The sequence below is a fragment of the Diaphorobacter sp. B2A2W2 genome (genome assembly GCF_056730635.1).
Genome location: NZ_JBWZOR010000002.1, coordinates 259,394 through 284,846, shown reverse-complemented (window position 1 = coordinate 284,846; position 25,453 = coordinate 259,394). Strand labels below are relative to the sequence as shown.

Below are 25,453 nucleotides of genomic sequence, written 5' to 3'. Positions count from 1 at the left end.
ACGCCATGCAACTGCTCAAGCAACTCTTCACCACCGAGGTGGGTCTGTTCAGCGCCATAGGCATCGGTTTCATGCTGTGTATGGGGGGCTTTTTCGTCTGGCTGTTCACGCGCAACGATGCGCCCCCGGCACAGCAAAAGCGCTGATCCGCTCCAGACCCGCGCGGGCGCCGTCTCCGGCAGGAGCGGCGCCTGTGTTTTTTCGCCGTGCCAGACAATAGGCGGATGCACGACGACAACCAGATCCTGGTCCCGCCCTCCTTCATCGCGCTGTACAGCGACACACGCGCACGCCTGCAGGCGCCTGCCGCCGAGGTGCGGGCGCGCTACGAGTGGTGCGAGGACCTGGCCTGCCACTTGGTGGAACAGGCGCAGCAGCTGTACCACGGCGGTGCGCGGTCGGAAGAAGGGGTGCTGCTGGGCATCCACGCCGGCTTGGCCGGCCCGGACGCGGGCGTGACCCCAGCCGAGGCACGCTGGATCACGCTGCGCCTGGCCGAGTTGCTGGGGTGGCGCAGCCCCGAGCTGCCCGCCCTGGCGGTGCAGCAGCCTTAACGCCGTCAGCCGCCCGTGACGGGCGGAAAGAACGCCGCCTCGGCGCCTGCCGCCAACGGCGTGGCGTCATGCGCCATGGTCTGGTCGAGGGCCACGCGCACAGCGCGCCCGCGCGAGAGGCAGGTGGCCCAGGGCTCGCCACGGGCGATGAGTTCATCGCGCAAGGCGCCCAGCGTGGTGGCGCCGGTCTGCACCGTCTCCTGCCCCATGCCCACGGCCTCGCGGATGGAGGCGAAGTAGCGCACCGTGATCGTGAAGGGCGTGGTCATGACAGCAACTCCGCAAATGGCAGGAAGCGCACGGTATCGCCGCGTGCAATGGTCTGGCCGGCGGGGTTGTCCACCACCCCGTCCGCCCAGGCGGCCGAGGTAAGCACGCCCGAGCTTTGGTTGGGAAACAGCTCCAGCGTGCCGTCGGTACCCTGGCGCACGCGCAGGAATTCACGGCGTTTATCGGCCCGGGGCCAGTCGAATCCAGCCGTAGCAGCTATCGCTTTAGGAGCAACATCACGCACGCCCTGCAGGCGCAACAGGAAGGGGCGCACCAGCAGGCCGAAGGTGACGAAGCTGGACACGGGGTTGCCCGGCAGGCCCATGAAGTGCGCACCGCCGCCCGCATGGGGAATCTGGCCATAAGCGAAGGGCTTGCCCGGCTTCATGGCGATCTGCCAGAGCTGCAGCGTGCCCAAGCGCTCCACCGCCGGCTTGATGTGGTCTTCCTCGCCCACACTCACGCCGCCGCTGGTCAGGATCAGGTCATGTCCCTGAGCAGCCTCGCGCAGCGCGGCCACGGTGGCATCGCGCCGGTCGGGCACGATGCCCAAGTCACTCACCTCGCAGCCCAGGCGCAGCAGCATGGCGCGCAGGAAGAAACGGTTGCTGTTGTAGATGGCGCCGGGCTTCATCTGCGCGGGCGGCACATCACCCGGCATGACGAGTTCGTCGCCCGTGGAAAAAAGCGCCACGCGGGGCCGGCGCGCCACCTGCAGGGTGCCCAAGCCGATACTGGCAGCCAGGCCCAGCTCTGCGGGGGTGAGGCGCGTGCCAGCGGCCAGCACCTCAGCACCCCGGGTGATGTCCTCGCCCGCGCGCCGAATCCACTGCCCCTGGGCCGGTACGGCATTCACGCGCACGCGATCCCCGTCGAGCGCCTCGCAGTCTTCCTGCATCACGATGGCATCGGCCCCCTCGGGCACCGGCGCGCCCGTGAAGATGCGCGCCGCCGTACCCGCCGCCAGCGGCACGCCGAAGGCGCCCGCGGGAATACGCTGCGCCACCGGCAACTCCACCCCCGCTGCCGGCACGTCGGCGCAGCGCACGGCGTAGCCGTCCATCGAGCTGTTGTCGTTGGGCGGCACCTGCAGCGGCGAGGTGGCGGCCTGCGCGAGCACGCGACCGTCGGCGTCGAAAGTGTTGACGGTGTCGGTGCCTGCCAGCGGGGCGGCCTGCGCCAGCAGTTCGGCCAGGGCTTCGTCCAGTGGCTTGAGGGGTGCACGCGCTTGGGGTTTCATTCGCAGGCCTCCGCCCGGTCGGGCACATAGTCAAAACGCGCGCCCTGTGCCAGCAGCCATTGCACCACGGCGTGAGGGTCGTCCAGGTTGAGCACCGGCAGCGCGGTGGGCACCGGCGGCAGCGGCGCGTCGGTGGCCACGGCGATGATGCAGGGATCGTGCGGATAGAGTGCGGGCCGTTCGCGGTAATCGGGTGATGCGGCGCGCCAGATCTCGATCTTGGGCAGGTCGCTTTCCTTGAAGCCTTCCACCAGCACCCAGTCCACGCGCGGATCCAGCTCGGCCAGCAGTTCGTGCACGCTGGGCGTGTGCTCCTGCTCGAATTCGCGCATCAGCGCCATGCGCCGGTCGGAGGCCACGGCCACTTCATAGGCGCCGGCCTCGCGGTGGCGCCAGGTGTCCTTGCCCACATGGTCGATGTCGAACTTGTGGTGCGCATGCTTGACCACCGACACGCGCAGGCCATGCAGGCGCAGTTCGGGAATCAGCTGCTCCACCAGCGTGGTCTTGCCGCTGCCTGAATAGCCGGCAAAGCCAACCACCTTCATCCCGACACTCCTTCAGTTTCACTCATCTATTAATAGCTACCAGCGCTTGATGAATAAGCGCCAGAGGCCGATTTGATCCCTAATCGCAATGGGCTGCGATATACGCCTTGACCTGCTCGGCATCGGCCGCCAGCACCTGCAGGCGCTTGGGCAATTGCTCGATGCCCTCGAACCTGGCCGGGCGCTCGGGTGCGCGGCCCAGGGCTTCCTGGATGGTCTCGGCGAACTTGATGGGCAGGGCCGTCTCCAGCACGATCATGGGCACGGCGGGGTCGCCACGGTGCTCGCGCGCCACCTTCACGCCGTCGGCGGTGTGGGTATCGATGATCTGGCCGAAGCGCTCGTACGTGTCGCGGATGGTGGCCAGGCGGTCGGCGTGCGTGCTCTTGCCGCTCTCGAAGCCGTACTTGGCGCGTGCGTCTCGGAACACGGGGTCGCTCCCCAGGTCGAAGAAGCCCTGCTTGGCCACGCCCTCGGCGAACAGCTGGCGCGTGCGCTCCGCATTGCGCCCCAGCAGGTCGAACACGAAACGCTCGAAGTTGCTGGCCTTGCTGATGTCCATGCTAGGGCTGCTGGTCTCGTGCGTGTCGGCCGCGCCGCGCACGCGGTAGGCGCCGGTGCGGAAGAACTCGTCGAGCACGTCGTTCTCGTTGGTGGCAACGATCAGGCGGTCGATGGGCAGGCCCATCTGGCGCGCCACGTGGCCGGCGCAGATGTTGCCGAAGTTGCCGCTGGGCACGGTGAAGCTGACCTTTTGGCCGTTCGTCTCCGTCGCCTGGATGTAGCCCGCGAAGTAGTACACCACCTGCGCCAGCAGGCGCGCCCAGTTGATCGAGTTGACGGTGCCGATCTTGTATTGGGCCTTGAACGCGTGGTCGTTGCTCACCGCCTTGACGATGTCCTGGCAGTCGTCGAATACGCCTTCGATGGCCAGGTTGTGGATGTTCGCGTTCTGCAGGCTGAACATCTGCGCCTGCTGGAAGGGGCTCATGCGACCGTGCGGGCTGGTCATGAACACGCGCACGCCCTGCTTGCCGCGCATGGCGTACTCGGCCGCGCTGCCGGTGTCGCCGCTGGTGGCGCCCAGGATGTTGAGCTGCTCGCCACGGCGGGCCAGTTCGTACTCGAACAGGTTGCCCAGCAGTTGCATGGCCATGTCCTTGAAGGCCAGCGTGGGGCCGTTGGACAGGGCCTCAATCCACAGGCCGTCTTCCAGGTGGCGCAGCGGCACGATCTCGCCCGTGCCGAACACTTCGGCGGTGTACGTCTTCTCGCACAGGCGCTTCAGGTCCGCGGGCGGGATGTCGTCGATGTACAGCGACAGGATGCGGAAGGCCAGCTCGGCATAGCCTTGCGTGTGATAGGCGGTGCGCAGCGCGGTCAGCTCGGCGTCGCTGATCTGCGGGTAGCGCTCGGGCAGGTACAGGCCGCCGTCGGGCGCCAGGCCTTCGAGCAGGATGTCGCAGAAATGCTTGCGGTCCGCGTGGCCGCGGGTGGACAGGTACAGCATGGCGTGCAGCCCCTCTTAGTTGTTGAGCTCTTCCTTGCGGATGCGCGTGATGCTGGCCAGCACCGTGGGCAGGCCCTGGATTTGGGCGAGCGCGGCGTCCATGTCGCCCTCGCGCGTGTCGTGCGTGAGGATGATCAGGTCGGTCTGCGTGCTGCCTTCGCCGCCCACCTCGTCGGCCTCGCGCTGCAGCACGGCGTCGATGCTGATGCCCGCGCCGGCCAGGATGCCGGTGATCTTGGCCAGCACGCCGGCCTCGTCGGCCACGCGGATGCGCAGGTAGTAGCTGGTGACCACGTCGGCCATGGGCAGCACGGGCAGCTCCTGCCCCGCCTCGCGCAGCGTGTGGCTCTGGAAGGCCAGCGGCGGCACGCGGTGCGCGGGGTCGGCCTCGATCAGGCGAGTGATGTCCACCAGGTCGGCGATCACGGCGCTGGCGGTGGGCTCGCTGCCCGCGCCCTTGCCGTAGTACAACGTGGTGCCCACGGCGTCCCCGTGCACCACCACGGCGTTCATCGCGCCTTCAACATTGGCGATCAGGCGCTTGGCTGGCACCAGCGCGGGGTGCACGCGCAGCTCCACGCCATCGGGCGTGCGCTTGGTCGCGTCGCCCTGGCGGCGCTTGGCGATCCCCAGCAGCTTGATGCGGTAGCCCAGTTGCTCGGCATAGCGGATGTCGACGGCAGACAACTTGGTGATGCCCTCCACGTAGGCCTTGTCGAACTGCACCGGAATGCCGAAGGCGATGGCGCTCATGATGGTGGCCTTGTGCGCGGCGTCCACGCCCTCGATGTCGAAGGTGGGGTCGGCCTCGGCGTAGCCCAACGCTTGCGCTTCTTTGAGCACCACGTCGAAGTCCAGGCCCTTGTCGCGCATCTCGGACAGGATGAAGTTGGTCGTGCCGTTGATGATGCCGGCCACCCACTGGATCTGGTTGGCCGCCAGCCCCTCGCGCAGCGCCTTGATGATCGGGATGCCGCCGGCCACCGCCGCCTCGTAGGCGACCACCACACCCTTCTCGGCCGCGGCCTTGAAGATCTCCGTGCCATGCACGGCCAGCAGGGCCTTGTTGGCCGTCACGACATGCTTGCCGGCGGCGATCGCCTCCAGCACCAGCTGCTTGGCGGCGCCGTAGCCGCCGATCAGCTCGACCACGATGTCGATCTCAGGGTTGGCGATCACTTCGCGTGCGTCGCCCACCACGCGGGCGTTCTCGCCCACGATGGCGCGGGCGCGGGCGGTGTCCAGGTCGGCCACACAAGCAATCTCGATGCCGCGGCCGGCGCGGCGGCGGATTTCTTCCTGGTTGCGCGACAGGACGTTGAACACGCCGCTGCCCACGGTGCCAATGCCCAGCAGGCCCACTTGGATCGGTTTCATATCAGGGTTACCCGTCAAAAAAGGCTCCGGCGCCCTATTGACGGGCGCCAGCAGCTATCAAAAATGAAGTTCACGCCGCCTTGGCGTGGCGCTGCCGGTAGGCGGCCAGGAAGCCCGCCAGCCGGCCGATGGCCTCGCGCAGGTCGTCTTCGTGCGGCAGGAACACGATGCGAAAGTGCTGGTTGTCGGGGTAATTGAAGCCCGAGCCCTGCACCAGCATGACCCGCGTGGCGCGCAGCACTTCCATAAAGAACTGGCGGTCGTCCGCGATGGGGTACATCTCGGGGTCCAGGCGGGGGAACATGTACAGCGCCGCCTGCGGCTTGACGCAGGTGACGCCGGGGATGGCGGTGATCAGCTCGTAGGCCAGGTCACGCTGGCGGCACAGGCGCCCGCCGGGTTTGACCAGGTCGTTGATGCTCTGGTAGCCGCCCAGCGCGGTCTGAATGGCCCACTGGCCCGGCACGTTGGAGCCGAGCTTGATGTTGGCCAGCATGTTGATGCCTTCGATGTAGTCGCGCGCGGCCGTCTTGTCGCCCGAGATCACCATCCACCCGGCACGGTAGCCGCAGGAGCGGTAGGCCTTGGAGAGCGAGTTGAAGGTGAGCGTGACCACGTCGGTCGACAGGCTGGCCATGGCCGTGTGCTTGACGCCGTCGTACAGCACCTTGTCGTACACCTCGTCGGCAAACAGCACCAGGTTGTGCTCGCGCGCGATCTGCACGATGCCCTTGAGCAGCTCGTCCGAGTACAGCGCGCCCGTGGGGTTGTTGGGGTTGATGACCACGATGCCGCGCGTGCGCGGGGTGATCTTGGCGCGGATGTCCGTCAGGCTGGGCATCCAGCCGTTGTCTTCATCGCACAGGTAGTGCACAGGCCGACCGCCCGACAGGCTGGCCGCCGCCGTCCACAGCGGGTAGTCGGGTGCGGGCACCAGCAGCTCGTCGCCGTCGTCGAGCAGCGCGTTGGTGGCCATGGTGATCAGGTCGCTCGCGCCGTTGCCCAGGTAAATATCGTCCAGCGTCACGCCGGCCACGCCCTGCTGCTGGCTGTAGTGCATCACGGCCTTGCGCGCCGCAAAGATGCCCTTGCTGTCCGAGTAGCCCGCCGAGTTGGGCAGGTTGCGGATCATGTCCTGCTGGATCTCCTCGGGCGCGTCAAAGCCGAACGGCGCCAGGTTGCCGATGTTCAGCTTGATGATCTTCTGGCCCTCGTCCTCCATCTGCTTGGCCGCGTCCACGATGGGGCCCCGGACATCGTAGAGAACATTGTTGAGCTTGGCGGATTTGCGGATGGGCTTCATGTGCGGGCAGGCGTGAGGAGAGGGGCACAAGTGGGGCTGCGGCCCCGCCGGGCGCAGGGCGCCTCGGTGAAACCTATAATTTGACCACAGTTCCACCCAAGGCCCCGGCCGCCCCACAACCGCGCAGGGTGCGGGCAGCCTCCGCAACGCCCATGAAATTCCAGCCCGAACGCCCCGATACCCAGTCCATCACCGCCTACGGGCCGGACTGGATCGGCGTGGACGCCGATCGGGTGACCGAGAGCGTCATCATCGGTGCGCGCGGCCAGCGCATCGCCTGGAACTGCCGCCGCTTCGAGGACCTGACTGCCGCGCACTTCGCGCAACTCGCCGAACTGGACGCCGAGGTGGTGATCTTCGGCAGCGGCCTGCGCAACCGCTTTCCACCGCCCGCCTGGTTGCAGCCACTGATGGCGCGGCGCATCGGCCTGGAAACCATGGACACCCAGGCCGCCTGCCGGACCTACAACGTCCTGGCGGGCGAAGGGCGCAACGTGGTCGCGGCCCTGCTGTTGGAAACCGAGTAACGGCAGATTTCCCCTGACGCCGTATCCGGGTGCCAGGGTGGCCGGTTCTCCTGGAGGGGGTTTCGGGGTAAAATAGTCTGTTGCGGTCGGGGGCACCACCCAAAAAAGAGTACACCCCCACTCCCCCGGCTTTTCTTCGACTAATTCGTGAGAGATAGAAGTGCCATGGCGATCGTTGTCAACAAACCCCTTCCTGAATTTGAAGCCAACGCGACTGGCGGAATCAAGGTTTCCAACGTCTCGCACCAGGGCCAGATTCTGATTCTGTATTTCTACCCGAAGGACAACACCCCGGGCTGCACTACCGAGGCCATGCAGTTCCGCGACAAGTTCAAGGATTTCGAGAAGGCCGGTGCTGTGGTCTTCGGCGTGTCACGCGACAACATGAAGTCGCATGACGACTTCAAGGAAAAGCTGGAGCTGCCCTTCGAGCTGATCGCCGACACCGAAGAGAAGATGTGCCACATGTTCGGCGTAGTGAAGAACAAGATCATGTACGGCAAGAAGGTCAAGGGCATCGAGCGCAGCACCTTCCTCGTCAATCCCGAAGGCATTCTGGTGCAGGAATGGCGCGGCCTGAAGGTACCCGGCCATGTGGACGAGGTATTGAAGGCCGTGAAGGCGATCAAAGCCCCTGTCAAGAAAGCCGCTTGAACACCCAACGGCTCTACCATGGGCCGTCACGGGGAGCATGCATAATGGGTCAATGCTGCTGAGAAACGCAACACGCTCCCCGCAATCCAAAGCCGCCTCGGTCTCCTAGGCGGCTTTGTGCTTTTTGAACGTTACTTTCCTCAAGGCTCCCTGCAATGCCCCTGCCCCCCGCCCCGACCCAGCGCGCCGCCCTGCTCAAACCAGACGCCTATCGCATGACGGTTTTCGAGGATGACGAGGCCGCGGAGGCTTCCGCGGCCCCGCCCGCTACAGCGGCCGCTCCCACTCGCAAGCGCGCGGCCACCAAGACCAGCGCCGCCAAGAAAGCCGCCGCACCTGATACCGCCATCCCATCCAGTGCAGGCCGCTCGACCAAAGCAGGGGGATCTGCTGCACCCGCCCCTTCGCGCGCACGCCCTGCGGATGAGGGCGCAGTGCGCATGAGACCCCCTGTCACCGCAGTGCCCCCGGCTGCCGCGCCGCGCGCCGCACCGGACGCTGCACCTCGCAAGAAGCGTGCTGCCGGGCCGAAGAAAATGTTCGTGCTCGACACCAACGTGCTGCTGCACGATCCCACGAGCCTGTTCCGCTTCGAAGAACACGACATCTTCCTGCCAATGATCGTGCTGGAGGAACTCGACGGCCACAAGAAGGGCATGACCGAGGTGGCCCGCAACGGCCGCCAGGCCAGCCGTACGCTGGATGCGCTGGCGGCAGCCCATGGCAGCGCCGACATGGCCTTGGGCCTGCGCCTGGATTCCACGGGCCAGCGCGCCGCCGGCGGTTGCCTGTACTTCCAGACCGCCCCCCTGAACTACCAGTTGCCCTCCAGCCTGCCGCAGGGCAAGGCCGACAACCAGATCCTGGGCGTGGTGGAAGCGCTGCGCAAGCTGCATGCGCCGCGCGAGGTGGTGCTGGTGTCCAAGGACATCAACATGCGCGTGAAGGCGCGCGCCCTGGGCCTGGTCGCGGAGGATTACCAGAACGACAAGACGCTGGAAGACGGCGACCTGCTCTATTCGGGCAGCCTTGCGCTGCCGACGGACTTCTGGACCAAGGCCGGCAAGAACGTCGAAAGCTGGCAGAGCGGCGTGCACATGTACTACCGCATCAGCGGCCCCGTGGTGGCGCAGCTGATGATCAACCAGTTTGTGTATTTCGAGGCGCCGGGCGAGCCCAGCCTGTATGCGCGCGTGACCGAGATCCGGGACAAGACGGCGGTGCTGGAGACGCTCAAGGACTACGGCTCGTCCAAGAATACGGTCTGGGGTGTGAACACCCGCAACCGCGAGCAGAACTTCGCCATGAACCTGCTCATGGACCCCGACGTGGACTTCGTGACGCTGACCGGCACGGCCGGCACCGGCAAAACGCTGATGGCGCTGGCCGCGGGCCTGACCCAGGTGCTGGACGAGCGCCGCTATACCGAGATCATCATGACCCGCGCCACGGTGAGCGTGGGCGAGGACATCGGCTTCCTGCCCGGTACGGAGGAAGAAAAGATGGGCCCCTGGATGGGCGCGCTGGACGACAACCTGGAATTTCTTGCCAAGGGCGACGGGGGCAATGCTGGCGAGTGGGGCCGCGCGGCCACCAACGAGCTGATCCGCAGCCGCATCAAGATCAAGAGCATGAACTTCATGCGCGGGCGTACCTTTCTGAACAAGTACGTCATCATCGACGAGGCGCAGAATCTGACGCCCAAGCAGATGAAGACGCTGGTCACCCGCGCGGGCCCCGGCACCAAAATCATCTGCATGGGCAACCTGGCACAGATCGACACGCCCTACCTCACGGAAGGCTCCTCCGGCCTGACCTATGCGGTGGACCGGTTCAAGGGCTGGCCGCACAGCGGGCACATCCTGCTCGCGCGCGGCGAGCGCTCGCGCCTGGCCGACTTCGCCAGCGAGGTGCTCTGATGGCCGTGGGCTGGATGTCCGCGCTGAAGCTTGTGCCCTGGGGCGACGTGATCGAGGCCACGCCCCAGATCATGCAGGCCGCGCGCAAACTCATCAGCAACACGCGCAAGGCGCCGCCGCCCGAGGCGCCCGCGCAGCGGATCGATAGCACGCCCGATCAACTGGCAGTACTGCAAGCGCGGATGGCCCAGTTGGAAGAAGACCAGCGCGCGTCCGCCGCGCTGATCGAATCGCTGGCCGAGCAGAACGCCCAACTGGTGCGCGCCGTCGATGGGTTGCGCCGGCGCAGCCTGCACCTGCTGCTCGCCGTCTGCGGGCTCGGCGTATGCACGCTGGCGCTGCTCGCCTGGGCACTGTCGCGTTGAGACCGCTCAATCACTACTAAATAAATAGCTGCTAGCGCTTACCCAGTAAGCGCTAGAGCAATTTTTGACTCTTAATAGTAATCGTCACCTGCGCCCACCGCCAGGTTCTCAAAGCGCGTCTGGTTCTTCTGGAAGAACAGCTTCACCGTGCCCGTGGGGCCGTTACGCTGCTTGCCGATGATGACTTCGGCAATGTTCGGCTCCTTGGACTCCTTGTTGTAGTAGTCGTCGCGGTAGATGAACATGATGATGTCCGCGTCCTGTTCGATGGCGCCCGATTCGCGCAGGTCACTCATCATGGGACGCTTGTCGGTGCGCTGCTCCACCGAACGGTTGAGCTGCGACAGCGCGATCACCGGGCACTGCAGCTCCTTGGCCAGCATCTTCAGGCCCCGCGAGATCTCGCCCAGCTCGGTGGCGCGGTTGTCGGAGCTGTTGCTGCCCGAGCCGCTCATGAGCTGCAGATAGTCCACCACGATCAGGCCGAGCTTGCCGCACTGGCGCGCCAGGCGGCGCGCGTTGGCGCGCAGCTCGGATGGGGTCAGGCCCGGCGTCTCGTCGATGTGCAGGCTCACGGTGCGCAGCCGCTCGATGGCTTCGGTCAGGCGCGGCCACTCCTCGTCGCTGAGCTTGCCGGTGCGCAGGTTGCCCTGGTTCACGCGCCCGATCGAGCCCACGATACGCACCGCCAGTTGGGCGGCGCCCATTTCCATCGAGAAGATGGCCACCGGAAGGCCCTCGTTGAGCGCCACATGCTCGGCAATGTTCACCGCGAACGAGGTCTTGCCCATGGAGGGGCGTGCCGCGAGCACCACCAGGTCGCCTGCCTGCAGACCGCTGGTCATGCGGTCCAGGTCGGCGAAGCCCGTGGGCACGCCGGTCACGTCCATGGGGTTGTCGGCCATCTCCTGTACGCGGTCCAGCAGGTCGATCACGAGCGAGTCGAGCGACTGGAAGCCCTGCTTCATCCGCGAGCCCTCTTCGCCGATGGCGAAGATCTTCTGCTCAGCCTCGTCCAGGATGCGCTCCACCGGCCGGCCCTGGGGATTGAAGGCGTTGGTGGCGATGTCGTCGCTGGCGGTCACCAGCTTGCGCAGGATGGCGCGCTCGCGCACGATCTCTGCGTAGCGGCGGATGTTGCTGGCGCTGGGCACGTACTGCGCCAGGCTGTTCAGATAGGCCAGCCCGCCGATCTCCTCGGCCTTGCCCATGCCCTGCAGATGCTCGTAGACCGTGATCACGTCCGCAGGCTTGCTGGCGTTGATCAGCGCGCCGATGGCGGCGTAGATCTGCTGGTGCTCGTGGCGGTAGAAATCGCCATCCACCAGCAGGTCACCCACGCGGTCCCACGCCATGTTGTCCAGCAACAGGCCGCCCAGCACGCTGGACTCTGCCTCGATGGAATGGGGCGGAACGCGCAACTGGGCCACCTCGCGATCCAGCGATGGGACGGCATAACCGTCAGGAAGGGTGGGCACAACGGCAGACATGGGACTCAGGGGCTTTCAGGAGGGCAAGCAGACGATGCTAGCGGGCGGTGCCACGCCCGTCATTGCACAACTCTGTGGATAAGGCGTGCAAAGGCAGTGGGCAGCAGGTGCACAGGTGCGGGTGAAAAAACAAAAGCCGCCCAAGGGCGGCTTTGTATGGCAGAGCCAGGGTGCGAACCGATCAGGCCGTTTCGCCGTAGACGGACACGGTGACTTCAACGGCCACGTCGGTGTGCAGGGCCACCGTGACGGTGTTGTCGCCCACGACCTTGATCGGGCCGTTGGGCAGGCGGACTTGCGACTTCACCACGTCGTAGCCTTGCTTGTTCAGCTCTTCGGCGATGTCATGGTTGGTCACGGAGCCGAACAGACGGCCGTCCACGCCAGCCTTCTGCGTCAGCTTGACGGTGGTGCCGGCCAGCTTTTCGCCTTGTGCCTGGGCGGCAGCCAGCTTCTCGGCGGCGGCCTTTTCAAGTTCGGCGCGCTTGGCCTCGAACTCGGCCTTGGCGGCTTCGGTGGCGCGGCGGGCGCGACCCGTGGGGATCAGGAAGTTGCGGGCGTAACCGTCCTTGACCTTGACGATCTCGCCGAGGTTACCGAGGTTCACGACCTTGTCGAGCAGGATGATTTGCATGGTAATCGTGCTCCTTAGATCTTGTGCTGGTCGCTGTAGGGCAACAGAGCCAGGAAGCGGGCGCGCTTGATGGCGGTGTTGAGCTGGCGCTGGTAGATCGCGCGCGTGCCGGTCAGGCGCGCGGGGATGATCTTGCCGTTCTCGGCGATGAAGTCACGCAGGGTGTCGACATCCTTGTAGTCGATTTCTTCGACGCCTGCGACCGTGAAGCGGCAGAAGCGCTTGCGCTTGAACAGCAGCGACTGGGTGTTGCGCTTCGGGCGCTTGTCCTTGTTGAATTTCTTGAACGTGGCCATTTTCGGACCTCTTGAAAATTAATCTTGTTGAATATCCTGGATGTGGAACACCAATCCCTTGCCGCCGCGCCCCGTGGCCAAGAAGCCCTGGAACCTCCAGACGCTTCCCAGTGCTTGCCGGGCCAGGCGCTCCGCAAGAGCGCCAAATGCGAGGGCTTTCACGCTGGCCTTGACCTGCCGATCCGCCCCGGCTTCCCGCTGGAGCGACTCGTGCTCGAGTCGTATATCCAGCGCCGGCAGGCCGGCGGGCGTGTAGCGCAGAGGCTGGACCTCGGCGATACAGGCTGTCAGGACCCAATGGTTGTTCACACCTCCTGGCTGACAGGCTGGTCGATCAGCGCTCGTTCGAAGCGGCAAACTCGGCCTGGCTGGCCTTGCGTGCTTCTTCGCGCTCGACGGTCTTCATCATGGAGGACGCGCCCGTTTCGGCCTTCTTCTTCTGCACCGTCAGGTGACGCAGCACGGCGTCGTTGAACTTGAAGGCGTGCTCGAGTTCGGCCATCACAGCCTGGTCGGCTTCGATGTTCAGGCACAGGTAGTGGGCCTTGGCCAGCTTGTTGATCAGGTAAGCCAGTTGACGGCGACCCCAATCTTCCACACGGTGCACCTGGCCGCCGCCGGCAACGATCATGCCCTTGTAGCGCTCCAGCATGGCCGGAACCTGTTCGCTCTGATCCGGATGGATCAACAAAATGATTTCGTAGTGACGCATGCAAACTCCTTTTGGATGACACCACCCGCCGCGTCGTGTAGCGGTGTGGCAAGGCAAAGCGCGAGATTATAGCAACGCGCGCTCACCTTGTACACTGCGCACCGTCCACACTCCTGCACGCAGCACGCCAAAGCCCCCGCGTTGCAAGCAAAGAACGCCATTTGCACCATTCGCGCTTGAAAACCGCGGATGCGCCCCTAACTGGCGCGCACAAGCATTCCAATTCAACCCGAGTCGACATGTCCGAGAACCAGAATCCCCCTCCCTCTCCTGAAGAGATTGAAGCGGCGATGTCCGCCAATGCCGCCGACGAACTGAACCGCCTGCAGGGCGAACTGGCCGAGCTCAAAGCCAAGAGCGCCGACCTGGCCGATCAATTTTTGCGCGCCAAAGCCGAGGCCGAGAATGCCCGCCGGCGTGCGGAGGATGAGGTAGCCAAGGCCCGCAAGTTCGGCATCGAGAGCTTCGCCGAAAGCCTGCTGCCTGTCTGCGACAGCCTGGACGCCGCCCTGGCCATCGAGAACGCCACGGCCGAGCAACTGCGCGAGGGGTCGGACGCCACCCTGCGCCAGCTGATGTCGGCGCTGGAGCGCAACAAGGTGGTCATCGTGAACCCCGAGGCCGGCACCAAGTTCGACCCGCACCAGCACCAGGCCATCAGCATGGTGCCCGCCGACCAGGAAGCCAACACCGTCGTGAGCGTGCTGCAAAAGGGCTATCTGATCTTTGACCGCGTCCTGCGCCCAGCGCTGGTCACGGTGGCCGCGCCCAAGTAAATAAATCTCAGCAGCGCCGCTTGAAGACGGGCAAGTTATCCACAAGTTACTGGCTATCCAGCCATTTCAGACATCACGGAGAAAAACATGGGAAAAATCATCGGTATTGACCTGGGCACCACCAACAGCTGCGTGGCCATCATGGAAGGCAACAACACGCGCGTGATCGAGAACAGCGAAGGCGCGCGCACCACGCCGTCCATCATCGCGTACCAGGAAGACGGTGAGATTCTGGTGGGCGCCTCTGCCAAGCGCCAGGCCGTGACCAACCCCAAGAACACCATCTACGCCGCCAAGCGCCTGATCGGCCGCAAGTTCGACGAGAAGGAAGTGCAGAAGGACATCGACCTGATGCCCTTCACCATCAGCCGTGCCGATAACGGCGACGCCTGGGTGGAAGTGCGCGGCCAGAAGCTGGCCCCCCCGCAGATCTCCGCGGAAGTGCTGCGCAAGATGAAGAAGACCGCCGAGGACTTCCTGGGCGAGCCCGTGACCGAGGCCGTGATCACCGTGCCCGCGTACTTCAACGACGCCCAGCGTCAGGCCACCAAGGACGCCGGCCGTATCGCGGGCCTGGATGTGAAGCGCATCATCAATGAGCCTACCGCCGCCGCGCTGGCTTTCGGCCTGGACAAGCAGGACAAGGGCGACCGCAAGATCGCCGTATATGACCTGGGTGGCGGCACGTTCGACGTGTCCATCATCGAGATCGCCGACGTCGATGGCGAGAAGCAGTTCGAAGTGCTGTCCACCAATGGCGACACCTTCCTGGGCGGCGAAGACTTCGACCAGCGCATCATCGACTACATCATCGGCGAGTTCAAGAAAGAGCAAGGCGTGGACCTGTCCAAGGACGTGCTGGCCCTGCAGCGCCTGAAGGAAGCCGCCGAAAAGGCCAAGATCGAGCTGTCCAACAGCGCGCAAACCGACATCAACCTGCCCTACATCACCGCCGATGCGTCGGGCCCGAAGCACCTGAACATCAAGCTCACCCGCGCCAAGCTGGAAAGCCTGGTGGACGAGCTGATCGAGCGCACCATCGCCCCCTGCCGCACGGCCATCAAGGACGCCGGCATCTCCGTGTCCGACATCGACGACGTGATCCTGGTCGGTGGCATGAGCCGCATGCCCAAGGTGCAGGAAAAGGTCAAGGAGTTCTTTGGCAAAGATCCGCGCAAGGACGTGAATCCTGACGAGGCCGTGGCCGTGGGCGCAGCCATCCAGGGTCAGGTGTTGTCGGGCGACCGCAAGGACGTGCTGCTGCTGGACGTGACGCCGCTGTCGCTGGGCATCGAGACCCTGGGCGGCGTGATGACCAAGATGATCACGAAGAACACCACGATCCCGACGAAGTTCGCGCAGACCTTCTCGACGGCCGAGGACAACCAGCCCGCCGTGACGATCAAGGTGTTCCAGGGCGAGCGCGAGATTGCCAGCGCCAACAAGCTGCTGGGCGAGTTCAACCTGGAAGGCATTCCCCCGGCGTCGCGCGGCACGCCCCAGATCGAAGTGACCTTTGACATCGACGCCAACGGCATCCTGCACGTGGGCGCCAAGGACAAGGGCACGGGCAAGGAGAACAAGATCACCATCAAGGCCAACTCCGGCCTGTCCGAGGACGAGATCCAGAAGATGGTGAAGGACGCCGAGCTCAACGCCGCCGACGACAAGAAGAAGCTGGAGCTGGTGCAGGCCCGCAACCAGGGTGAGGCCGCCGTGCACACCGTGAACAAGAGCCTGTCCGAGCACGGCGACAAGCTGGACGCCGGTGAGAAGGAAAAGATCGAGGCCGCCGTGAAGGACCTGGAAGCTGCCCTTAAGACCGAGGACAAGGCCGCCATCGACGAGAAGACCACCGCACTGATGGCTGCCAGCCAGAAGCTCGGCGAGAAGATGTACGGCGATGCGCAGGCCGCTCAAGGGGCCGAGGCTGCCGCTGCGCAAGCTGCCGCCGGTGGCTCCGCCGGCGCCGCCGCGCAGGACGACAACGTGGTGGATGCCGAGGTCAAGGAAGTCAAGAAGGGCTGATCGCGCCAGCGCATCCCGTGCCTAGCCGCCGCGTCGGGCCCCGCCAGCCGGGGTTCGCGCGGCGTTCGTGCTCCCAACCGGCCTGAAGATTGCCCATGTCCAAGAGAGATTTTTACGAGGTCCTTGGCGTTCCCAAGAACGCCTCGGACGACGAGCTCAAGAAAGCCTATCGCAAGCTCGCCATGAAGTACCACCCTGACCGCAACCAGGGTGACGCTGCCAAGCCCGCCGAGGAGAAGTTCAAGGAGGCCAAGGAGGCCTACGAGATCCTGTCCGACGCACAGAAACGCGCCGCCTACGACCAGTACGGCCACGCGGGCGTAGACCCCAACATGCGTGGCGGCATGGGTGGCGCCGAGGGCTTTGGTGGCTTTGCCGAAGCCTTCGGAGACATCTTCGGCGACATGTTCGGCGGCGCGCGCGGGCGCGGTGGCCGGCAGGTGTACCGCGGCAACGACCTGTCCTACGCCATGGACGTCACGCTCGAAGAGGCTGCCAAGGGCAAGGAAGCGCAGATCCGCATTCCCAGTTGGGAAAGCTGCGAGACCTGCCACGGCAGCGGCGCCAAACCCGGCACCAGCGCCAAGACCTGCGGCACCTGCCAGGGCTCTGGCACGGTGCAGATGCGCCAGGGTTTCTTCAGCGTGCAGCAGACCTGCCCCCACTGCCGCGGCACGGGCAAGATCATTCCCGAGCCCTGCACGGCCTGCCACGGCCAGGGCCGGGTCAAGAAACAAAAGACGCTGGAGGTGAAGATCCCCGCCGGCATCGACGACGGCATGCGCATCCGCTCCACCGGCAACGGGGAACCGGGCACCAATGGCGGACCGCCGGGCGACCTGTACATCGAGATCCGCATCAGGAAGCACGACATCTTCGAGCGCGACGGCGACGATCTGCACTGCCAGGTTCCGGTGAGCTTCATCACCGCGGCGCTGGGTGGAGAGATCGAGGTGCCCACGCTGCAGGGCAAGGCGGCCATCGATATCCCCGAAGGCACACAGGCCGGCAAACAGTTTCGCCTGCGGGGCAAGGGCATCAAGGGGGTGCGCGCCAGCTACCCCGGCGATCTGTACTGCCACATCATCGTGGAAACCCCGGTCAAGCTCACCGAGCACCAGCGCAAGCTGCTCAAGGAACTGGACGAGTCGCTCAAGAAGGGCGGCGCCAAGCATTCGCCGTCCACCGAGAGCTGGACCGACCGGCTCAAGAGCTTCTTCAGCTGACCCCCTGGACAAGGCCCGCGGACAGCGGGCCTTTTTTTGCCTGGGCTTTGGTCAATCCCGATCTGTTTATTCAGGAACGACCGGCCCATCGTTGACAAAAATCAGGTTATGGGTATTCACCGCGACCTAAGGTACGCAGCCTGCGCAGGATCAGACGATCCGCGCACAAGCCAGCCGAAAGAGCGCCCCCGTGACCGACCCAGCCCGCCAACCGACTTCCCCCGACATCCCTTCCGCACCCGAACTGGTCTGCCCCGCCGGCAGCCTGCCTGCACTCAAGGCGGCCGTTGACGGCGGAGCCGACTGCGTCTACCTCGGACTGCGCGACGCGACGAATGCACGCAATTTCGCGGGTCTGAACTTTGACGAGGCGGCCATCCAGAACGGCATTGCCTACGCCCATGCGCGCGGGCGCAAGGTGCTGCTGGCACTCAACACCTACCCGCAGGCCGCCAACCCCGCCCCCTGGCGCGCCGCCCTGGACCGCGCGGCCGCCTGGGGGATCGACGCCGTGATCATGGCCGATCCCGGCCTTATGCAATACGCCATGCGCCACCATCCGCAGCTGCGGCTGCACCTGTCGGTGCAGGGCTCGGCCACCAACCACGACGCCATCAACTTCTACCACCAGCAGTTCGGCATCCAGCGCGCCGTGCTGCCGCGCGTGCTCTCGCTGGAGCAGGTGCGCCAGGTGATCGACCGCACGCCGGTGGAGATCGAGGTGTTCGCCTTCGGCAGCCTGTGCGTGATGGTCGAAGGGCGCTGCGCGCTGTCGTCTTATGCCACGGGTGAGTCGCCCAACACGCACGGCGTGTGCTCACCCGCGAAGTTCGTGCGCTGGCAGGAGACGCCCAAGGGCCTGGAGTCGCGCCTGAATGGCGTGCTCATCGATCGCTACGGCAACGGCGAGAACGCCGGCTACCCCACGCTCTGCAAGGGCCGCTTCGACGTGGGCGACGAGAGCAACTACTACGCGCTGGAGGAACCCACCAGCCTCAATACGCTGGAACTGCTGCCCAAGCTTGTGAAGATGGGCGTGCGTGCCTTCAAGATCGAGGGCCGCCAGCGCAGCCCCGCGTACGTGGCCCAGGTGACTAAGGTCTGGCGCGAGGCCATCGACCACTGCATGGCGCAAGGCCACCTGTACAGCCCCAAGACCGCCTGGATGGCCAGCCTGGACCAGGTGGCCGAGGGCCAGCAGCACACGCTGGGCGCCTACCACCGCCCCTGGAAATGAAGTGCGAAGAACACCCCCTGTGCCGTTGCCCGGCAGCCTGGGCCTGGGTCACGCCGATTTATGCGGCGGGGACTGCGCTTGGCCCCCTGAAGAACTGAGAGCATCAAGATGAAACTAGCCCTGGGCCCGCTGCAGTACTACTGGCCGCGCGATACCGTTTTTGATTTTTACCAGGCCATGGCCGAGACGCCGGTGGACGTCGTCTACCTTGGCGAAGCCGTGTGCTCGCGCCGCCGCGAGCTGCGCCAGAGCGACTGGATCGACATCGCACGCATGCTGCGCGACGCCGGCAAGCAGCCGGTGCTCTCCACCATGGTGCTGCTGGAGTCCACCTCCGACGTATCCGCCATGCACAAGATCGCCCAGGACGAGGAATTCCTCATCGAGGCGAACGACATGGGCGCCGTGCACCAGCTCGCAGGCAAGCGCGCCTTCGTCGCCGGCCCCCAGCTCAACCTGTTCAATGCCGATTCGCTGAACTGGATGGTCGGCCTGGGCGCCAGCCGCTGGGTCATGCCATTGGAGATGCGCGAGGCCGACCTGGCCGTGCTGCAGCAACACAAACCCGCGGGGCTGGAGACCGAAGTCTTCGCCTACGGCCGCATGCCCTTGGCGTTCTCGGCGCGCTGCTTCACGGCACGCCACTACAACCTGCCCAAGGACGACTGCGGTTTTCGCTGCATCGAGCACCCGGACGGCCAGCTGCTGGCCACCCGCGAAGGCGAGGGCTTCCTGGTGCTCAACGGCATCCAGACCCAGTCGGCGCGCGTGCACAACCTCATCCAGGACGTACCTGCGCTGCGCGCGCTGGGCGTGGAACTGCTGCGCCTGTCCCCCCAATCGCAGCACATGGCAGAGGTCATCGCCGCCTTCGACGCGGCCCGCAAGGCGCCCCAACCCGATGCAGGTGCCCTTGACCGCATGCGCCCCCTGATGCCCGAGGCCCCCTGCAACGGTTACTGGCACGGCAAGCCCGGACTGGATCTGGTGCAGCCCGCCGTGACATCCTGAGCCACCGCACTTACTCCTTCAAGCCATGACCGCTACCCCACCCGCACCGTTCACCCTGCCGCGCCCCGTGGGCGCCGTGCTCTCGCGTCTGCCCGCCTATCCGGGCTCGGTCCTGCTGGTTACGGCCATCAACCTGGCCCTGTCGCGCCACCTGCCGCAGGACGTGAAGGACCTGCTCAAGGACAAGCGCCTGTCCATCCGCGTGCGCGACGCGCGCGTGGCCTTCGACTTCACCTGGAACGGCCAGCGCTTTGCGCCCAGCGCGCCGCAGGCCAACCCGGACCTCGCGATCAGCGCCAATGCGCAGGACTTCGTGCTGCTGGCGCAACGCCGCCAGGACCCGGACACACTGTTCTTCAACCGCCGCCTGGTGATGGAGGGCGACACCGAGCTGGGCCTGGTGGTCAAGAACGCACTGGACGCCATCGACCTGCCCGTGCTCGACCCGCGCCACTGGGCGCCGCGCGCCGTGCTCTCGCGCTGGGCCCCGCAGCTTGCGCGACAATTGCCGCCTCTTCCGCCCTTCTTTGGAGGTCGTTCGTGACGGAACCTGCCCCTTGCGATGTCCACCCGCTGGTCTATTCCTGCTCCGGCTGCTCCAGCGCCGCGCAGCTGGCCAACCATGTCGCCGTGCGGCTGGACCGTGAGGGCGTGGCGGAAATGTCGTGCATCGCTGGCGTGGGGGGCGACGTGCCCAAGCTGGTCAAGCTGGCGCGCTCGGGCCGTCCCATCATCGCGCTCGACGGCTGCCCCCTGGTGTGCGTGAAAAGCAGCCTGGCGCGCCACGGCATTACGCCGGCACGCCACTTCCAGTTGCATGAATACGGCGTGAAGAAGCGCAACCACCAGGACTTCGACCCGGCCGAGGCCGCCCAGGTGCTGGCGCGCATCCAGGCCGACCTGCACGACCATCCCTTGCGCTCCAAGGCCGCCGCATGAGCCAGCCGCCCCACCGCGTAATCGTGGGCATCTCGGGCGCCAGCGGCGCCGTGTATGGCGCACGCCTGCTGCAGGCGCTGCAGGACATGCCCAACGTGGAATCGCACCTGGTCGTCTCCGACGCCGGCTGGCGCAACCTGCGCCACGAGCTGGACATGGACCGAGCCAGCGTCGAGGCGCTGGCGGACGTGGTGCACGACCTCGCCAACGTGGGCGCCAGCATTGCCAGCGGCTCGTTCGCCGCGCACGGCATGGTGGTGGCGCCCTGCTCCATGCGCACGCTGGCGGCCGTGGCCCACGGCCTGGCGGACAACCTGCTCACGCGCGCGGCCGACGTGGTGCTCAAGGAGCGGCGTCGCCTGGTGCTGATGGTGCGCGAATCCCCTCTGCACCTGGTGCATCTGCGCAACATGGCGACGGTGACCGAGATGGGCGGCATCGTGTGCCCGCCCATGCCCGCGTTCTACCAGCGCCCCACCAGCGTGGGCGAGATCGTGGACCACAGCGTGGCCCGCGTGCTGGACCTGCTGGGGCTGGAGCACGCCCTGGCGCCGCAATGGCAGGGCCTGCCGTTGGACTCCTGAAACAATAGCTGCTAGCGCTTGCTGGATAAGCGCTGGAGCCTGATTTCATTCAAAGCATGCATTACCGCGACCTGCGCGACTTCATGGCCCAGCTGGAGGCCGCGGGCGAATTGCGCCGCATTGCCGAGCCCGTATCCCCTCACCTGGAAATGACCGCGCTGGCCGACCGCGTACTGCGCGCGGGCGGCCCCGCATTGCTGTTCGAGCACCCCACGGGCCATACCATGCCGGTGCTCGCCAACCTGTTCGGCACGCCCGGGCGGGTGGCGCGCGCGCTGGGCGTGGCCGGGCTGCCAGAGATCCGCGCCTTTGGCGAAGTGCTGGCGCAGCTCAAGGAGCCCGAGCCGCCGCGCGGCATGAAGGACCTGTGGGGCAAGCGCGATCTGCTCAAGACGCTGTGGAGCATGGCCCCGGCCACCGTGCGCCGCCCGCCCTGCCAGGAGGTGGTGTGGGAGGGCAGCGACGTCGACCTGACCCGCCTGCCCATCCAGCACTGCTGGCCTGGCGACGTGGCGCCATTGGTCACCTGGGGCCTCACCATCACGCGCGGGCCGCGCAAGGCACGCCAGAACTTAGGGATATACCGCCAGCAGCTGCTGGGCAAGAACCAGCTCATCATGCGCTGGCTGTCGCACCGCGGCGGTGCGCTGGACTTTGCCGACCACTGCCGGCTCAACCCCGGCCAGCCCTACCCGGTGGCCGTGGCCATCGGGGCCGACCCGGCCACCATCCTGGGCGCCGTCACGCCCGTGCCCGACACGCTGTCGGAATACCAGTTCGCCGGCCTGCTGCGCGGCGCGCGCACCGAGGTGGCGCCCGCTTTAGGCGTGCCGCTGTCGGTACCGGCCAGCGCCGAGATCGTGCTGGAAGGCCACATCCATCCCGATGCCAACCACAAGAGCGGCTGGCAGCACGCGCTGGAAGGCCCCTACGGCGACCACACTGGCTACTACAACGAGTGCGCCGAGTTCCCCGTGTTCACCGTCGAGCGCATCACGCAGCGCCAGGACGCCCTGTACCACAGCACCTACACGGGCAAGCCGCCCGACGAGCCGGCCATGCTGGGCCTGGCGCTGAACGAACTGTTCGTGCCGCTGCTGCAGCGCGCCTTCCCGGAGATCATCGACTTCTACCTGCCGCCCGAGGCCTGCAGCTATCGCATGGCCGTGGTGCGCATCCGCAAGGCCTATGCGGGCCACGCGCGGCGCGTGATGATGGGCGTGTGGAGCCACCTGCGCCAGTTCCTCTACACCAAGTTCATCGTGGTGGTGGACGAAGACGTGGACGCGCGCGACTGGAAGGAAGTCATCTGGGCCCTGACCACACGCATGGACCCGGCGCGCGACACCCTGTTGATCGAGCACACGCCCATCGACTACCTGGACTTCGCTTCACCCGTGGCAGGCCTGGGCAGCAAGATGGGACTGGACGCCACCAACAAATGGCCCGGGGAGACCCAGCGCGAATGGGGCCGCCCCATGGCCATGGATGCCGGCGTGAGCCAGCGCATGAACGCGCTGGCCGACGCGCTGGGACTGTAGAACCCGTCTGCGATCGCCTCGCCGGGTGGGCGAAGCCGCAGGAAGCCTTCCAAGGAGACTGCCATGACCACGACACCGCCCCGCTGGGACCCGCAAGCCCCCGAAGTCCTGCGCGACCAGCGCGCCGCCTACGACCAGCTGCGCGAGCGCTGCCCGCTGGCGCACAGCGACGCGCAGCACTGGTCCGTCCTGCGCCACGCCGAGGTCATGCAGGTGCTCGGCGACCATGCCACCTTCAGCAGTGCGGTGTCCGCCCACCCGGCCGTGCCCAATGGCTACGACCAGCCCCTGCACACGCAGTACCGCCGCGCGCTCGACCCGTTCTTCGCCCCCGAGCGCATGGCGCACTTCGAGCCCGTGTGCCGCGCGCTGTCGGCCGCCACGGTGCAGGAGGCCCTGGCCCTGGGCGGCGAGCTGGAGATCACCCACGAGTTCGCCCTGCCCTTCGCGGTGCGCGTGCAGTCCGCGTTCCTCGGCTGGCCCACGCTGCTGCAAGACGAGCTGCTCGGCTGGCTGCGCCGCAGCCAGGCCGCCACCCGCTCGGGCGACCGCACGCAGACTTCGGCCGTTGCGCAGGAGTTCGAAGACCTGGTCGGGCGCGTGCGCCAGGCCCGCCTGGAGGCGCCGCCCACGCAGGACATCACCAGCGAACTGATGCACACCCGTGTGGGGGGCCGCCTGCTGGACCTGCGCGAGCTTGCCAGCGTGCTGCGCAACTGGACGGTGGGCGAGGTCGGAACGATTGCCGCCTCCATCGGCATCCTGCTGCACTGGCTGGCGAGCCACCCCGACTGGCAGCAACGCCTGCGCGCGCAGCCCGGCCTCTTGCCCACGGCCATCGACGAGGTGCTGCGCATCGACGGCCCGCTCGTGGCCAACCGCCGCATCACCACCCGCGACGTGACGCTGGGCGGCTGCCCCGTGCCCATGGGCGAGCGCCTGTCCATCCACTGGATCGCCGCCAACCGCGACCCGCGCGTGTTCGGCGACCCGGATGAATTTCGCATGGACCGCGACCCCGCGCTCAACCTGCTGTATGGCGCAGGCATCCACGTCTGCCCCGGCGCGCCGCTGGCGCGGCTGGAACTGCGGGTGCTGATGGAGGAGTTGCTGGCGCGCACCAGCGCCATCGCACTGCCCGCAGGCCATGCGCCTACGCGGGCCACAGCCCCGGACGCCGGCTACGCCACGTTGCGGGTGCGTTTGCATCAAACACCCGCGTAGCGCCGCCTGCTACGCTCACGGTCGTCACTTCACAAAGCCATTCCATGTCCGTCAGCATCACTTTCCTCGGCGGGGCCGGCACCGTCACCGGCTCCAAATACCTCGTACGCCACGGCGGCCAGGCGCTGCTCGTGGACTGCGGCCTGTTCCAGGGCTACAAGCCGCTGCGCCTGCGCAACTGGAACCCGCTGCCGGTGGCGCCGCAGGACATTGACGCCGTGCTGCTCACCCATGCCCACCTGGACCACTCGGGCTACCTGCCGCTGCTGGCCAAGGACGGCTTTGGCGGGCCGGTGTTCTGCACGGCCGGCACGCGCGATCTATGCGCCATCCTGCTGCCCGACAGCGGCCATCTGCAGGAAGAAGACGCGGCTTTCCTCAACCGGCACAAGCTCAGCAAGCACGAACCCGCCCTGCCGCTGTACACGCGCCTGGACGCGCAGCACTGCCTGTCGCTGCTGCAAGTGCAGCCCACGCACCAGACCTTCGAGCCCATGCGCGGCTGGCGCGCCACCTTCCAGAATGCAGGCCACATCCTGGGTGCGGCCAGCGTGCTGCTGGAGGTGGGAGGGCGGCGCATCCTGTTCTCGGGCGACCTGGGCCGCCCGGACGACCTGCTGATGCACGCGCCCGACGCGCCGCCCGCGGCCGACACCGTGCTAATCGAGTCCACCTACGGCGACCGCAGCCACCCACCCGGCACGGTGCTGGACGAGCTGGGGCCCGCGCTGGCACGCCTGGCTGCACGCGGCGGCGTGGCGGTGGTGCCGGTATTCGCCGTGGGGCGCGCGCAGACGGTGATGTACGCCATCGCCCAGCTGAAGGCCCGCGGCGAAGTGCCTTCCGGACTGCGCGTGTACCTGGACAGCCCCATGGCCGTGAGCGCCACGGAGCTGTTCCAGAACCACCTGAGCGAGACCCGGATCAACCGCTCCGAACTGCACGCCATGGCGCGCGGCACGACGCTGGTGCACAGCGTGGACGAATCCAAGGCGCTGGCCCGCCTGCACGGGCCGCGCGTGATCCTGTCGGCCAGCGGCATGGCCACCGGCGGGCGCGTGCTGCACCATTTGGCGCTGCACGCGGGCGACCATCGCAACATGATCATCCTTACCGGGCACCAGGCGGGCGGCACGCGCGGCGCCCGCATCGCAGCGGGCGAAAAAACCATCCGCATCCACGGGCGCGATGTGGCCATCCGCGCCGAGGTGGTGCAATTGGCCACGGCCTCGGCCCACGCCGATGGCGACCAATTGGTGGCCTGGCTGCGCTCCATGCCCTCCACACCCCGTCAGGTGTACGTGGTGCATGGGGAGATGGCTGCGGCCGACATGCTGCGCCAGCGCATCGACCATGCGCTGGGCTGCCCCGTGGAGGTTCCCGAGCATGGCGACAGCGTAACGCTCTAAAACAAGAGCCAGAACAGCCTCCAGCGCTTATCTGATGAGCGCTGGATGCTATATTTTTCATAGCAAATCCGCCGCTATG

The 25,453-nt window shown here is 66.4% G+C and carries 28 protein-coding genes; 17 read left to right on the top strand and 11 right to left on the bottom strand.

The annotated features are described in order from the left end of the window. The first annotated feature begins 5 nt into the window (after positions 1 to 5). Positions 6 to 146, top strand: a complete 141-nt coding sequence (locus AC1PPL_RS04555) for a DUF3149 domain-containing protein (RefSeq protein ID WP_015913920.1) — start codon at positions 6 to 8, stop codon at positions 144 to 146. A gap of 78 nt (positions 147 to 224) precedes the next feature. Beyond that, on the top strand, positions 225 to 554 hold the full coding sequence (locus AC1PPL_RS04550) for a hypothetical protein (RefSeq protein WP_011806322.1): 330 nt from the start codon (positions 225 to 227) through the stop codon (positions 552 to 554). A 5-nt stretch (positions 555 to 559) separates the two neighbouring features. On the opposite strand, the gene moaD is transcribed toward AC1PPL_RS04550, so the two are convergent. The 6 genes from moaD to AC1PPL_RS04520 all read right to left on the bottom strand — a co-directional run bounded on the left by moaD (position 560) and on the right by AC1PPL_RS04520 (position 6,802). Further along, the gene (moaD, locus tag AC1PPL_RS04545; protein ID WP_011806323.1) at positions 560 to 823 is read right to left on the bottom strand and encodes a molybdopterin converting factor subunit 1; all 264 of its coding nucleotides are present in this window, start codon (positions 821 to 823) and stop codon (positions 560 to 562) included. After that, complete coding sequence (locus AC1PPL_RS04540; protein ID WP_479972741.1) at positions 820 to 2,064, bottom strand: molybdopterin molybdotransferase MoeA; 1,245 nt, start codon at positions 2,062 to 2,064, stop codon at positions 820 to 822. The genes moaD and AC1PPL_RS04540 overlap by 4 nt, the downstream gene beginning before the upstream one ends. Then, a complete protein-coding gene (mobB, locus tag AC1PPL_RS04535) occupies positions 2,061 to 2,612 on the bottom strand; it encodes a molybdopterin-guanine dinucleotide biosynthesis protein B (RefSeq protein ID WP_123675927.1) in 552 nt (183 codons plus the stop codon). The genes AC1PPL_RS04540 and mobB overlap by 4 nt, the downstream gene beginning before the upstream one ends. Positions 2,613 to 2,691: 79 nt before the next feature. Then, positions 2,692 to 4,122, bottom strand: coding sequence for a threonine synthase (thrC, locus tag AC1PPL_RS04530; protein WP_479972740.1), 1,431 nt, complete (start codon positions 4,120 to 4,122; stop codon positions 2,692 to 2,694). A 15-nt stretch (positions 4,123 to 4,137) separates the two neighbouring features. Then, complete coding sequence (locus AC1PPL_RS04525) at positions 4,138 to 5,499, bottom strand: homoserine dehydrogenase (RefSeq protein WP_479972739.1); 1,362 nt, start codon at positions 5,497 to 5,499, stop codon at positions 4,138 to 4,140. A 70-nt stretch (positions 5,500 to 5,569) separates the two neighbouring features. Next, positions 5,570 to 6,802, bottom strand: a complete 1,233-nt coding sequence (locus tag AC1PPL_RS04520; RefSeq protein ID WP_011806328.1) for a pyridoxal phosphate-dependent aminotransferase — start codon at positions 6,800 to 6,802, stop codon at positions 5,570 to 5,572. 152 nt (positions 6,803 to 6,954) lie between these two features. Between AC1PPL_RS04520 and AC1PPL_RS04515 the strand changes: the two genes are divergently transcribed. The 4 genes from AC1PPL_RS04515 to AC1PPL_RS04500 all read left to right on the top strand — a co-directional run bounded on the left by AC1PPL_RS04515 (position 6,955) and on the right by AC1PPL_RS04500 (position 10,267). Continuing rightward, on the top strand, positions 6,955 to 7,329 hold the full coding sequence (locus AC1PPL_RS04515) for an Mth938-like domain-containing protein (protein WP_015913925.1): 375 nt from the start codon (positions 6,955 to 6,957) through the stop codon (positions 7,327 to 7,329). A gap of 165 nt (positions 7,330 to 7,494) precedes the next feature. Next, positions 7,495 to 7,983 (top strand): peroxiredoxin, encoded by a 489-nt coding sequence (locus AC1PPL_RS04510; protein WP_011806330.1) that lies wholly within the window; start codon positions 7,495 to 7,497, stop codon positions 7,981 to 7,983. A gap of 155 nt (positions 7,984 to 8,138) precedes the next feature. After that, complete coding sequence (locus AC1PPL_RS04505; RefSeq protein WP_313145099.1) at positions 8,139 to 9,902, top strand: PhoH family protein; 1,764 nt, start codon at positions 8,139 to 8,141, stop codon at positions 9,900 to 9,902. After that, positions 9,902 to 10,267, top strand: coding sequence for a hypothetical protein (locus AC1PPL_RS04500; protein WP_015913927.1), 366 nt, complete (start codon positions 9,902 to 9,904; stop codon positions 10,265 to 10,267). Before AC1PPL_RS04505 ends, AC1PPL_RS04500 begins: the two co-directional genes overlap by 1 nt. Positions 10,268 to 10,338: 71 nt before the next feature. Here the strand turns inward: AC1PPL_RS04500 and dnaB are convergent, their stop codons facing one another. The 5 genes from dnaB to rpsF all read right to left on the bottom strand — a co-directional run bounded on the left by dnaB (position 10,339) and on the right by rpsF (position 13,399). Next, positions 10,339 to 11,757: a replicative DNA helicase gene (gene dnaB / locus AC1PPL_RS04495; RefSeq protein ID WP_011806333.1), complete on the bottom strand. Its 1,419-nt coding sequence runs from the start codon at positions 11,755 to 11,757 to the stop codon at positions 10,339 to 10,341. 181 nt (positions 11,758 to 11,938) lie between these two features. Further along, complete coding sequence (rplI, locus tag AC1PPL_RS04490; protein ID WP_479972738.1) at positions 11,939 to 12,391, bottom strand: 50S ribosomal protein L9; 453 nt, start codon at positions 12,389 to 12,391, stop codon at positions 11,939 to 11,941. Positions 12,392 to 12,405: 14 nt separating this feature from the next. Continuing rightward, on the bottom strand, positions 12,406 to 12,687 hold the full coding sequence (gene rpsR / locus AC1PPL_RS04485; protein ID WP_011806335.1) for a 30S ribosomal protein S18: 282 nt from the start codon (positions 12,685 to 12,687) through the stop codon (positions 12,406 to 12,408). Positions 12,688 to 12,705: 18 nt separating this feature from the next. Next, positions 12,706 to 12,996 (bottom strand): primosomal replication protein N, encoded by a 291-nt coding sequence (gene priB / locus AC1PPL_RS04480; protein ID WP_011806336.1) that lies wholly within the window; start codon positions 12,994 to 12,996, stop codon positions 12,706 to 12,708. Positions 12,997 to 13,021: 25 nt separating this feature from the next. Then, positions 13,022 to 13,399, bottom strand: a complete 378-nt coding sequence (gene rpsF, locus AC1PPL_RS04475) for a 30S ribosomal protein S6 (protein ID WP_011806337.1) — start codon at positions 13,397 to 13,399, stop codon at positions 13,022 to 13,024. A gap of 239 nt (positions 13,400 to 13,638) precedes the next feature. Between rpsF and grpE the strand changes: the two genes are divergently transcribed. The 11 genes from grpE to AC1PPL_RS04420 all read left to right on the top strand — a co-directional run bounded on the left by grpE (position 13,639) and on the right by AC1PPL_RS04420 (position 25,374). Next, entirely contained in the window at positions 13,639 to 14,175 is a 537-nt protein-coding gene (grpE, locus tag AC1PPL_RS04470; protein WP_011806338.1) for a nucleotide exchange factor GrpE, read from the top strand. A gap of 87 nt (positions 14,176 to 14,262) precedes the next feature. Then, the gene (gene dnaK, locus AC1PPL_RS04465; RefSeq protein ID WP_479972737.1) at positions 14,263 to 16,203 is read left to right on the top strand and encodes a molecular chaperone DnaK; all 1,941 of its coding nucleotides are present in this window, start codon (positions 14,263 to 14,265) and stop codon (positions 16,201 to 16,203) included. A gap of 95 nt (positions 16,204 to 16,298) precedes the next feature. After that, entirely contained in the window at positions 16,299 to 17,429 is a 1,131-nt protein-coding gene (gene dnaJ, locus AC1PPL_RS04460) for a molecular chaperone DnaJ (RefSeq protein ID WP_015913930.1), read from the top strand. Between the two features lie 190 nt (positions 17,430 to 17,619). Then, the gene (gene ubiU / locus AC1PPL_RS04455) at positions 17,620 to 18,666 is read left to right on the top strand and encodes a ubiquinone anaerobic biosynthesis protein UbiU (protein WP_011806341.1); all 1,047 of its coding nucleotides are present in this window, start codon (positions 17,620 to 17,622) and stop codon (positions 18,664 to 18,666) included. A 108-nt stretch (positions 18,667 to 18,774) separates the two neighbouring features. Continuing rightward, a complete protein-coding gene (locus tag AC1PPL_RS04450) occupies positions 18,775 to 19,677 on the top strand; it encodes a U32 family peptidase (protein WP_479972736.1) in 903 nt (300 codons plus the stop codon). 25 nt (positions 19,678 to 19,702) lie between these two features. Further along, complete coding sequence (gene ubiT / locus AC1PPL_RS04445; protein ID WP_135148583.1) at positions 19,703 to 20,221, top strand: ubiquinone anaerobic biosynthesis accessory factor UbiT; 519 nt, start codon at positions 19,703 to 19,705, stop codon at positions 20,219 to 20,221. After that, positions 20,218 to 20,616, top strand: a complete 399-nt coding sequence (locus AC1PPL_RS04440; protein WP_015913934.1) for a putative zinc-binding protein — start codon at positions 20,218 to 20,220, stop codon at positions 20,614 to 20,616. The genes ubiT and AC1PPL_RS04440 overlap by 4 nt, the downstream gene beginning before the upstream one ends. Further along, entirely contained in the window at positions 20,613 to 21,200 is a 588-nt protein-coding gene (locus AC1PPL_RS04435; protein WP_047349447.1) for a UbiX family flavin prenyltransferase, read from the top strand. The genes AC1PPL_RS04440 and AC1PPL_RS04435 overlap by 4 nt, the downstream gene beginning before the upstream one ends. Before the next feature lie 56 nt (positions 21,201 to 21,256). Further along, positions 21,257 to 22,741, top strand: a complete 1,485-nt coding sequence (gene ubiD / locus AC1PPL_RS04430) for a 4-hydroxy-3-polyprenylbenzoate decarboxylase (protein WP_123675921.1) — start codon at positions 21,257 to 21,259, stop codon at positions 22,739 to 22,741. Positions 22,742 to 22,804: 63 nt separating this feature from the next. Next, a complete protein-coding gene (locus tag AC1PPL_RS04425; protein ID WP_479972735.1) occupies positions 22,805 to 23,965 on the top strand; it encodes a cytochrome P450 in 1,161 nt (386 codons plus the stop codon). A gap of 44 nt (positions 23,966 to 24,009) precedes the next feature. After that, the gene (locus AC1PPL_RS04420; RefSeq protein ID WP_015913937.1) at positions 24,010 to 25,374 is read left to right on the top strand and encodes an MBL fold metallo-hydrolase; all 1,365 of its coding nucleotides are present in this window, start codon (positions 24,010 to 24,012) and stop codon (positions 25,372 to 25,374) included. Positions 25,375 to 25,453: the final 79 nt, after the last annotated feature.

Excerpts from the sequence above, each read along its gene's own strand:
- AC1PPL_RS04435 (WP_047349447.1), top strand. The coding sequence starts at position 20,613 with ATGAGCCAGCCGCCCCACCGCGTAATCGTGGGCATCTCGGGCGCCAGC.
- dnaK (WP_479972737.1), top strand. The coding sequence starts at position 14,263 with ATGGGAAAAATCATCGGTATTGACCTGGGCACCACCAACAGCTGCGTG.
- thrC (WP_479972740.1), bottom strand. The coding sequence starts at position 4,122 with ATGCTGTACCTGTCCACCCGCGGCCACGCGGACCGCAAGCATTTCTGC.
- AC1PPL_RS04555 (WP_015913920.1), top strand. The coding sequence starts at position 6 with ATGCAACTGCTCAAGCAACTCTTCACCACCGAGGTGGGTCTGTTCAGC.
- AC1PPL_RS04540 (WP_479972741.1), bottom strand. The coding sequence starts at position 2,064 with ATGAAACCCCAAGCGCGTGCACCCCTCAAGCCACTGGACGAAGCCCTG.
- AC1PPL_RS04520 (WP_011806328.1), bottom strand. The coding sequence starts at position 6,802 with ATGAAGCCCATCCGCAAATCCGCCAAGCTCAACAATGTTCTCTACGAT.
- AC1PPL_RS04510 (WP_011806330.1), top strand. The coding sequence starts at position 7,495 with ATGGCGATCGTTGTCAACAAACCCCTTCCTGAATTTGAAGCCAACGCG.
- ubiT (WP_135148583.1), top strand. The coding sequence starts at position 19,703 with ATGACCGCTACCCCACCCGCACCGTTCACCCTGCCGCGCCCCGTGGGC.
- moaD (WP_011806323.1), bottom strand. The coding sequence starts at position 823 with ATGACCACGCCCTTCACGATCACGGTGCGCTACTTCGCCTCCATCCGC.
- rpsF (WP_011806337.1), bottom strand. The coding sequence starts at position 13,399 with ATGCGTCACTACGAAATCATTTTGTTGATCCATCCGGATCAGAGCGAA.
- rpsR (WP_011806335.1), bottom strand. The coding sequence starts at position 12,687 with ATGGCCACGTTCAAGAAATTCAACAAGGACAAGCGCCCGAAGCGCAAC.
- grpE (WP_011806338.1), top strand. The coding sequence starts at position 13,639 with ATGTCCGAGAACCAGAATCCCCCTCCCTCTCCTGAAGAGATTGAAGCG.
- AC1PPL_RS04525 (WP_479972739.1), bottom strand. The coding sequence starts at position 5,499 with ATGAAACCGATCCAAGTGGGCCTGCTGGGCATTGGCACCGTGGGCAGC.
- rplI (WP_479972738.1), bottom strand. The coding sequence starts at position 12,391 with ATGCAAATCATCCTGCTCGACAAGGTCGTGAACCTCGGTAACCTCGGC.
- AC1PPL_RS04500 (WP_015913927.1), top strand. The coding sequence starts at position 9,902 with ATGGCCGTGGGCTGGATGTCCGCGCTGAAGCTTGTGCCCTGGGGCGAC.
- AC1PPL_RS04515 (WP_015913925.1), top strand. The coding sequence starts at position 6,955 with ATGAAATTCCAGCCCGAACGCCCCGATACCCAGTCCATCACCGCCTAC.
- ubiD (WP_123675921.1), top strand. The coding sequence starts at position 21,257 with ATGCATTACCGCGACCTGCGCGACTTCATGGCCCAGCTGGAGGCCGCG.
- AC1PPL_RS04425 (WP_479972735.1), top strand. The coding sequence starts at position 22,805 with ATGACCACGACACCGCCCCGCTGGGACCCGCAAGCCCCCGAAGTCCTG.
- dnaJ (WP_015913930.1), top strand. The coding sequence starts at position 16,299 with ATGTCCAAGAGAGATTTTTACGAGGTCCTTGGCGTTCCCAAGAACGCC.
- mobB (WP_123675927.1), bottom strand. The coding sequence starts at position 2,612 with ATGAAGGTGGTTGGCTTTGCCGGCTATTCAGGCAGCGGCAAGACCACG.
- AC1PPL_RS04450 (WP_479972736.1), top strand. The coding sequence starts at position 18,775 with ATGAAACTAGCCCTGGGCCCGCTGCAGTACTACTGGCCGCGCGATACC.
- AC1PPL_RS04550 (WP_011806322.1), top strand. The coding sequence starts at position 225 with ATGCACGACGACAACCAGATCCTGGTCCCGCCCTCCTTCATCGCGCTG.
- dnaB (WP_011806333.1), bottom strand. The coding sequence starts at position 11,757 with ATGTCTGCCGTTGTGCCCACCCTTCCTGACGGTTATGCCGTCCCATCG.
- AC1PPL_RS04420 (WP_015913937.1), top strand. The coding sequence starts at position 24,010 with ATGTCCGTCAGCATCACTTTCCTCGGCGGGGCCGGCACCGTCACCGGC.
- AC1PPL_RS04505 (WP_313145099.1), top strand. The coding sequence starts at position 8,139 with ATGCCCCTGCCCCCCGCCCCGACCCAGCGCGCCGCCCTGCTCAAACCA.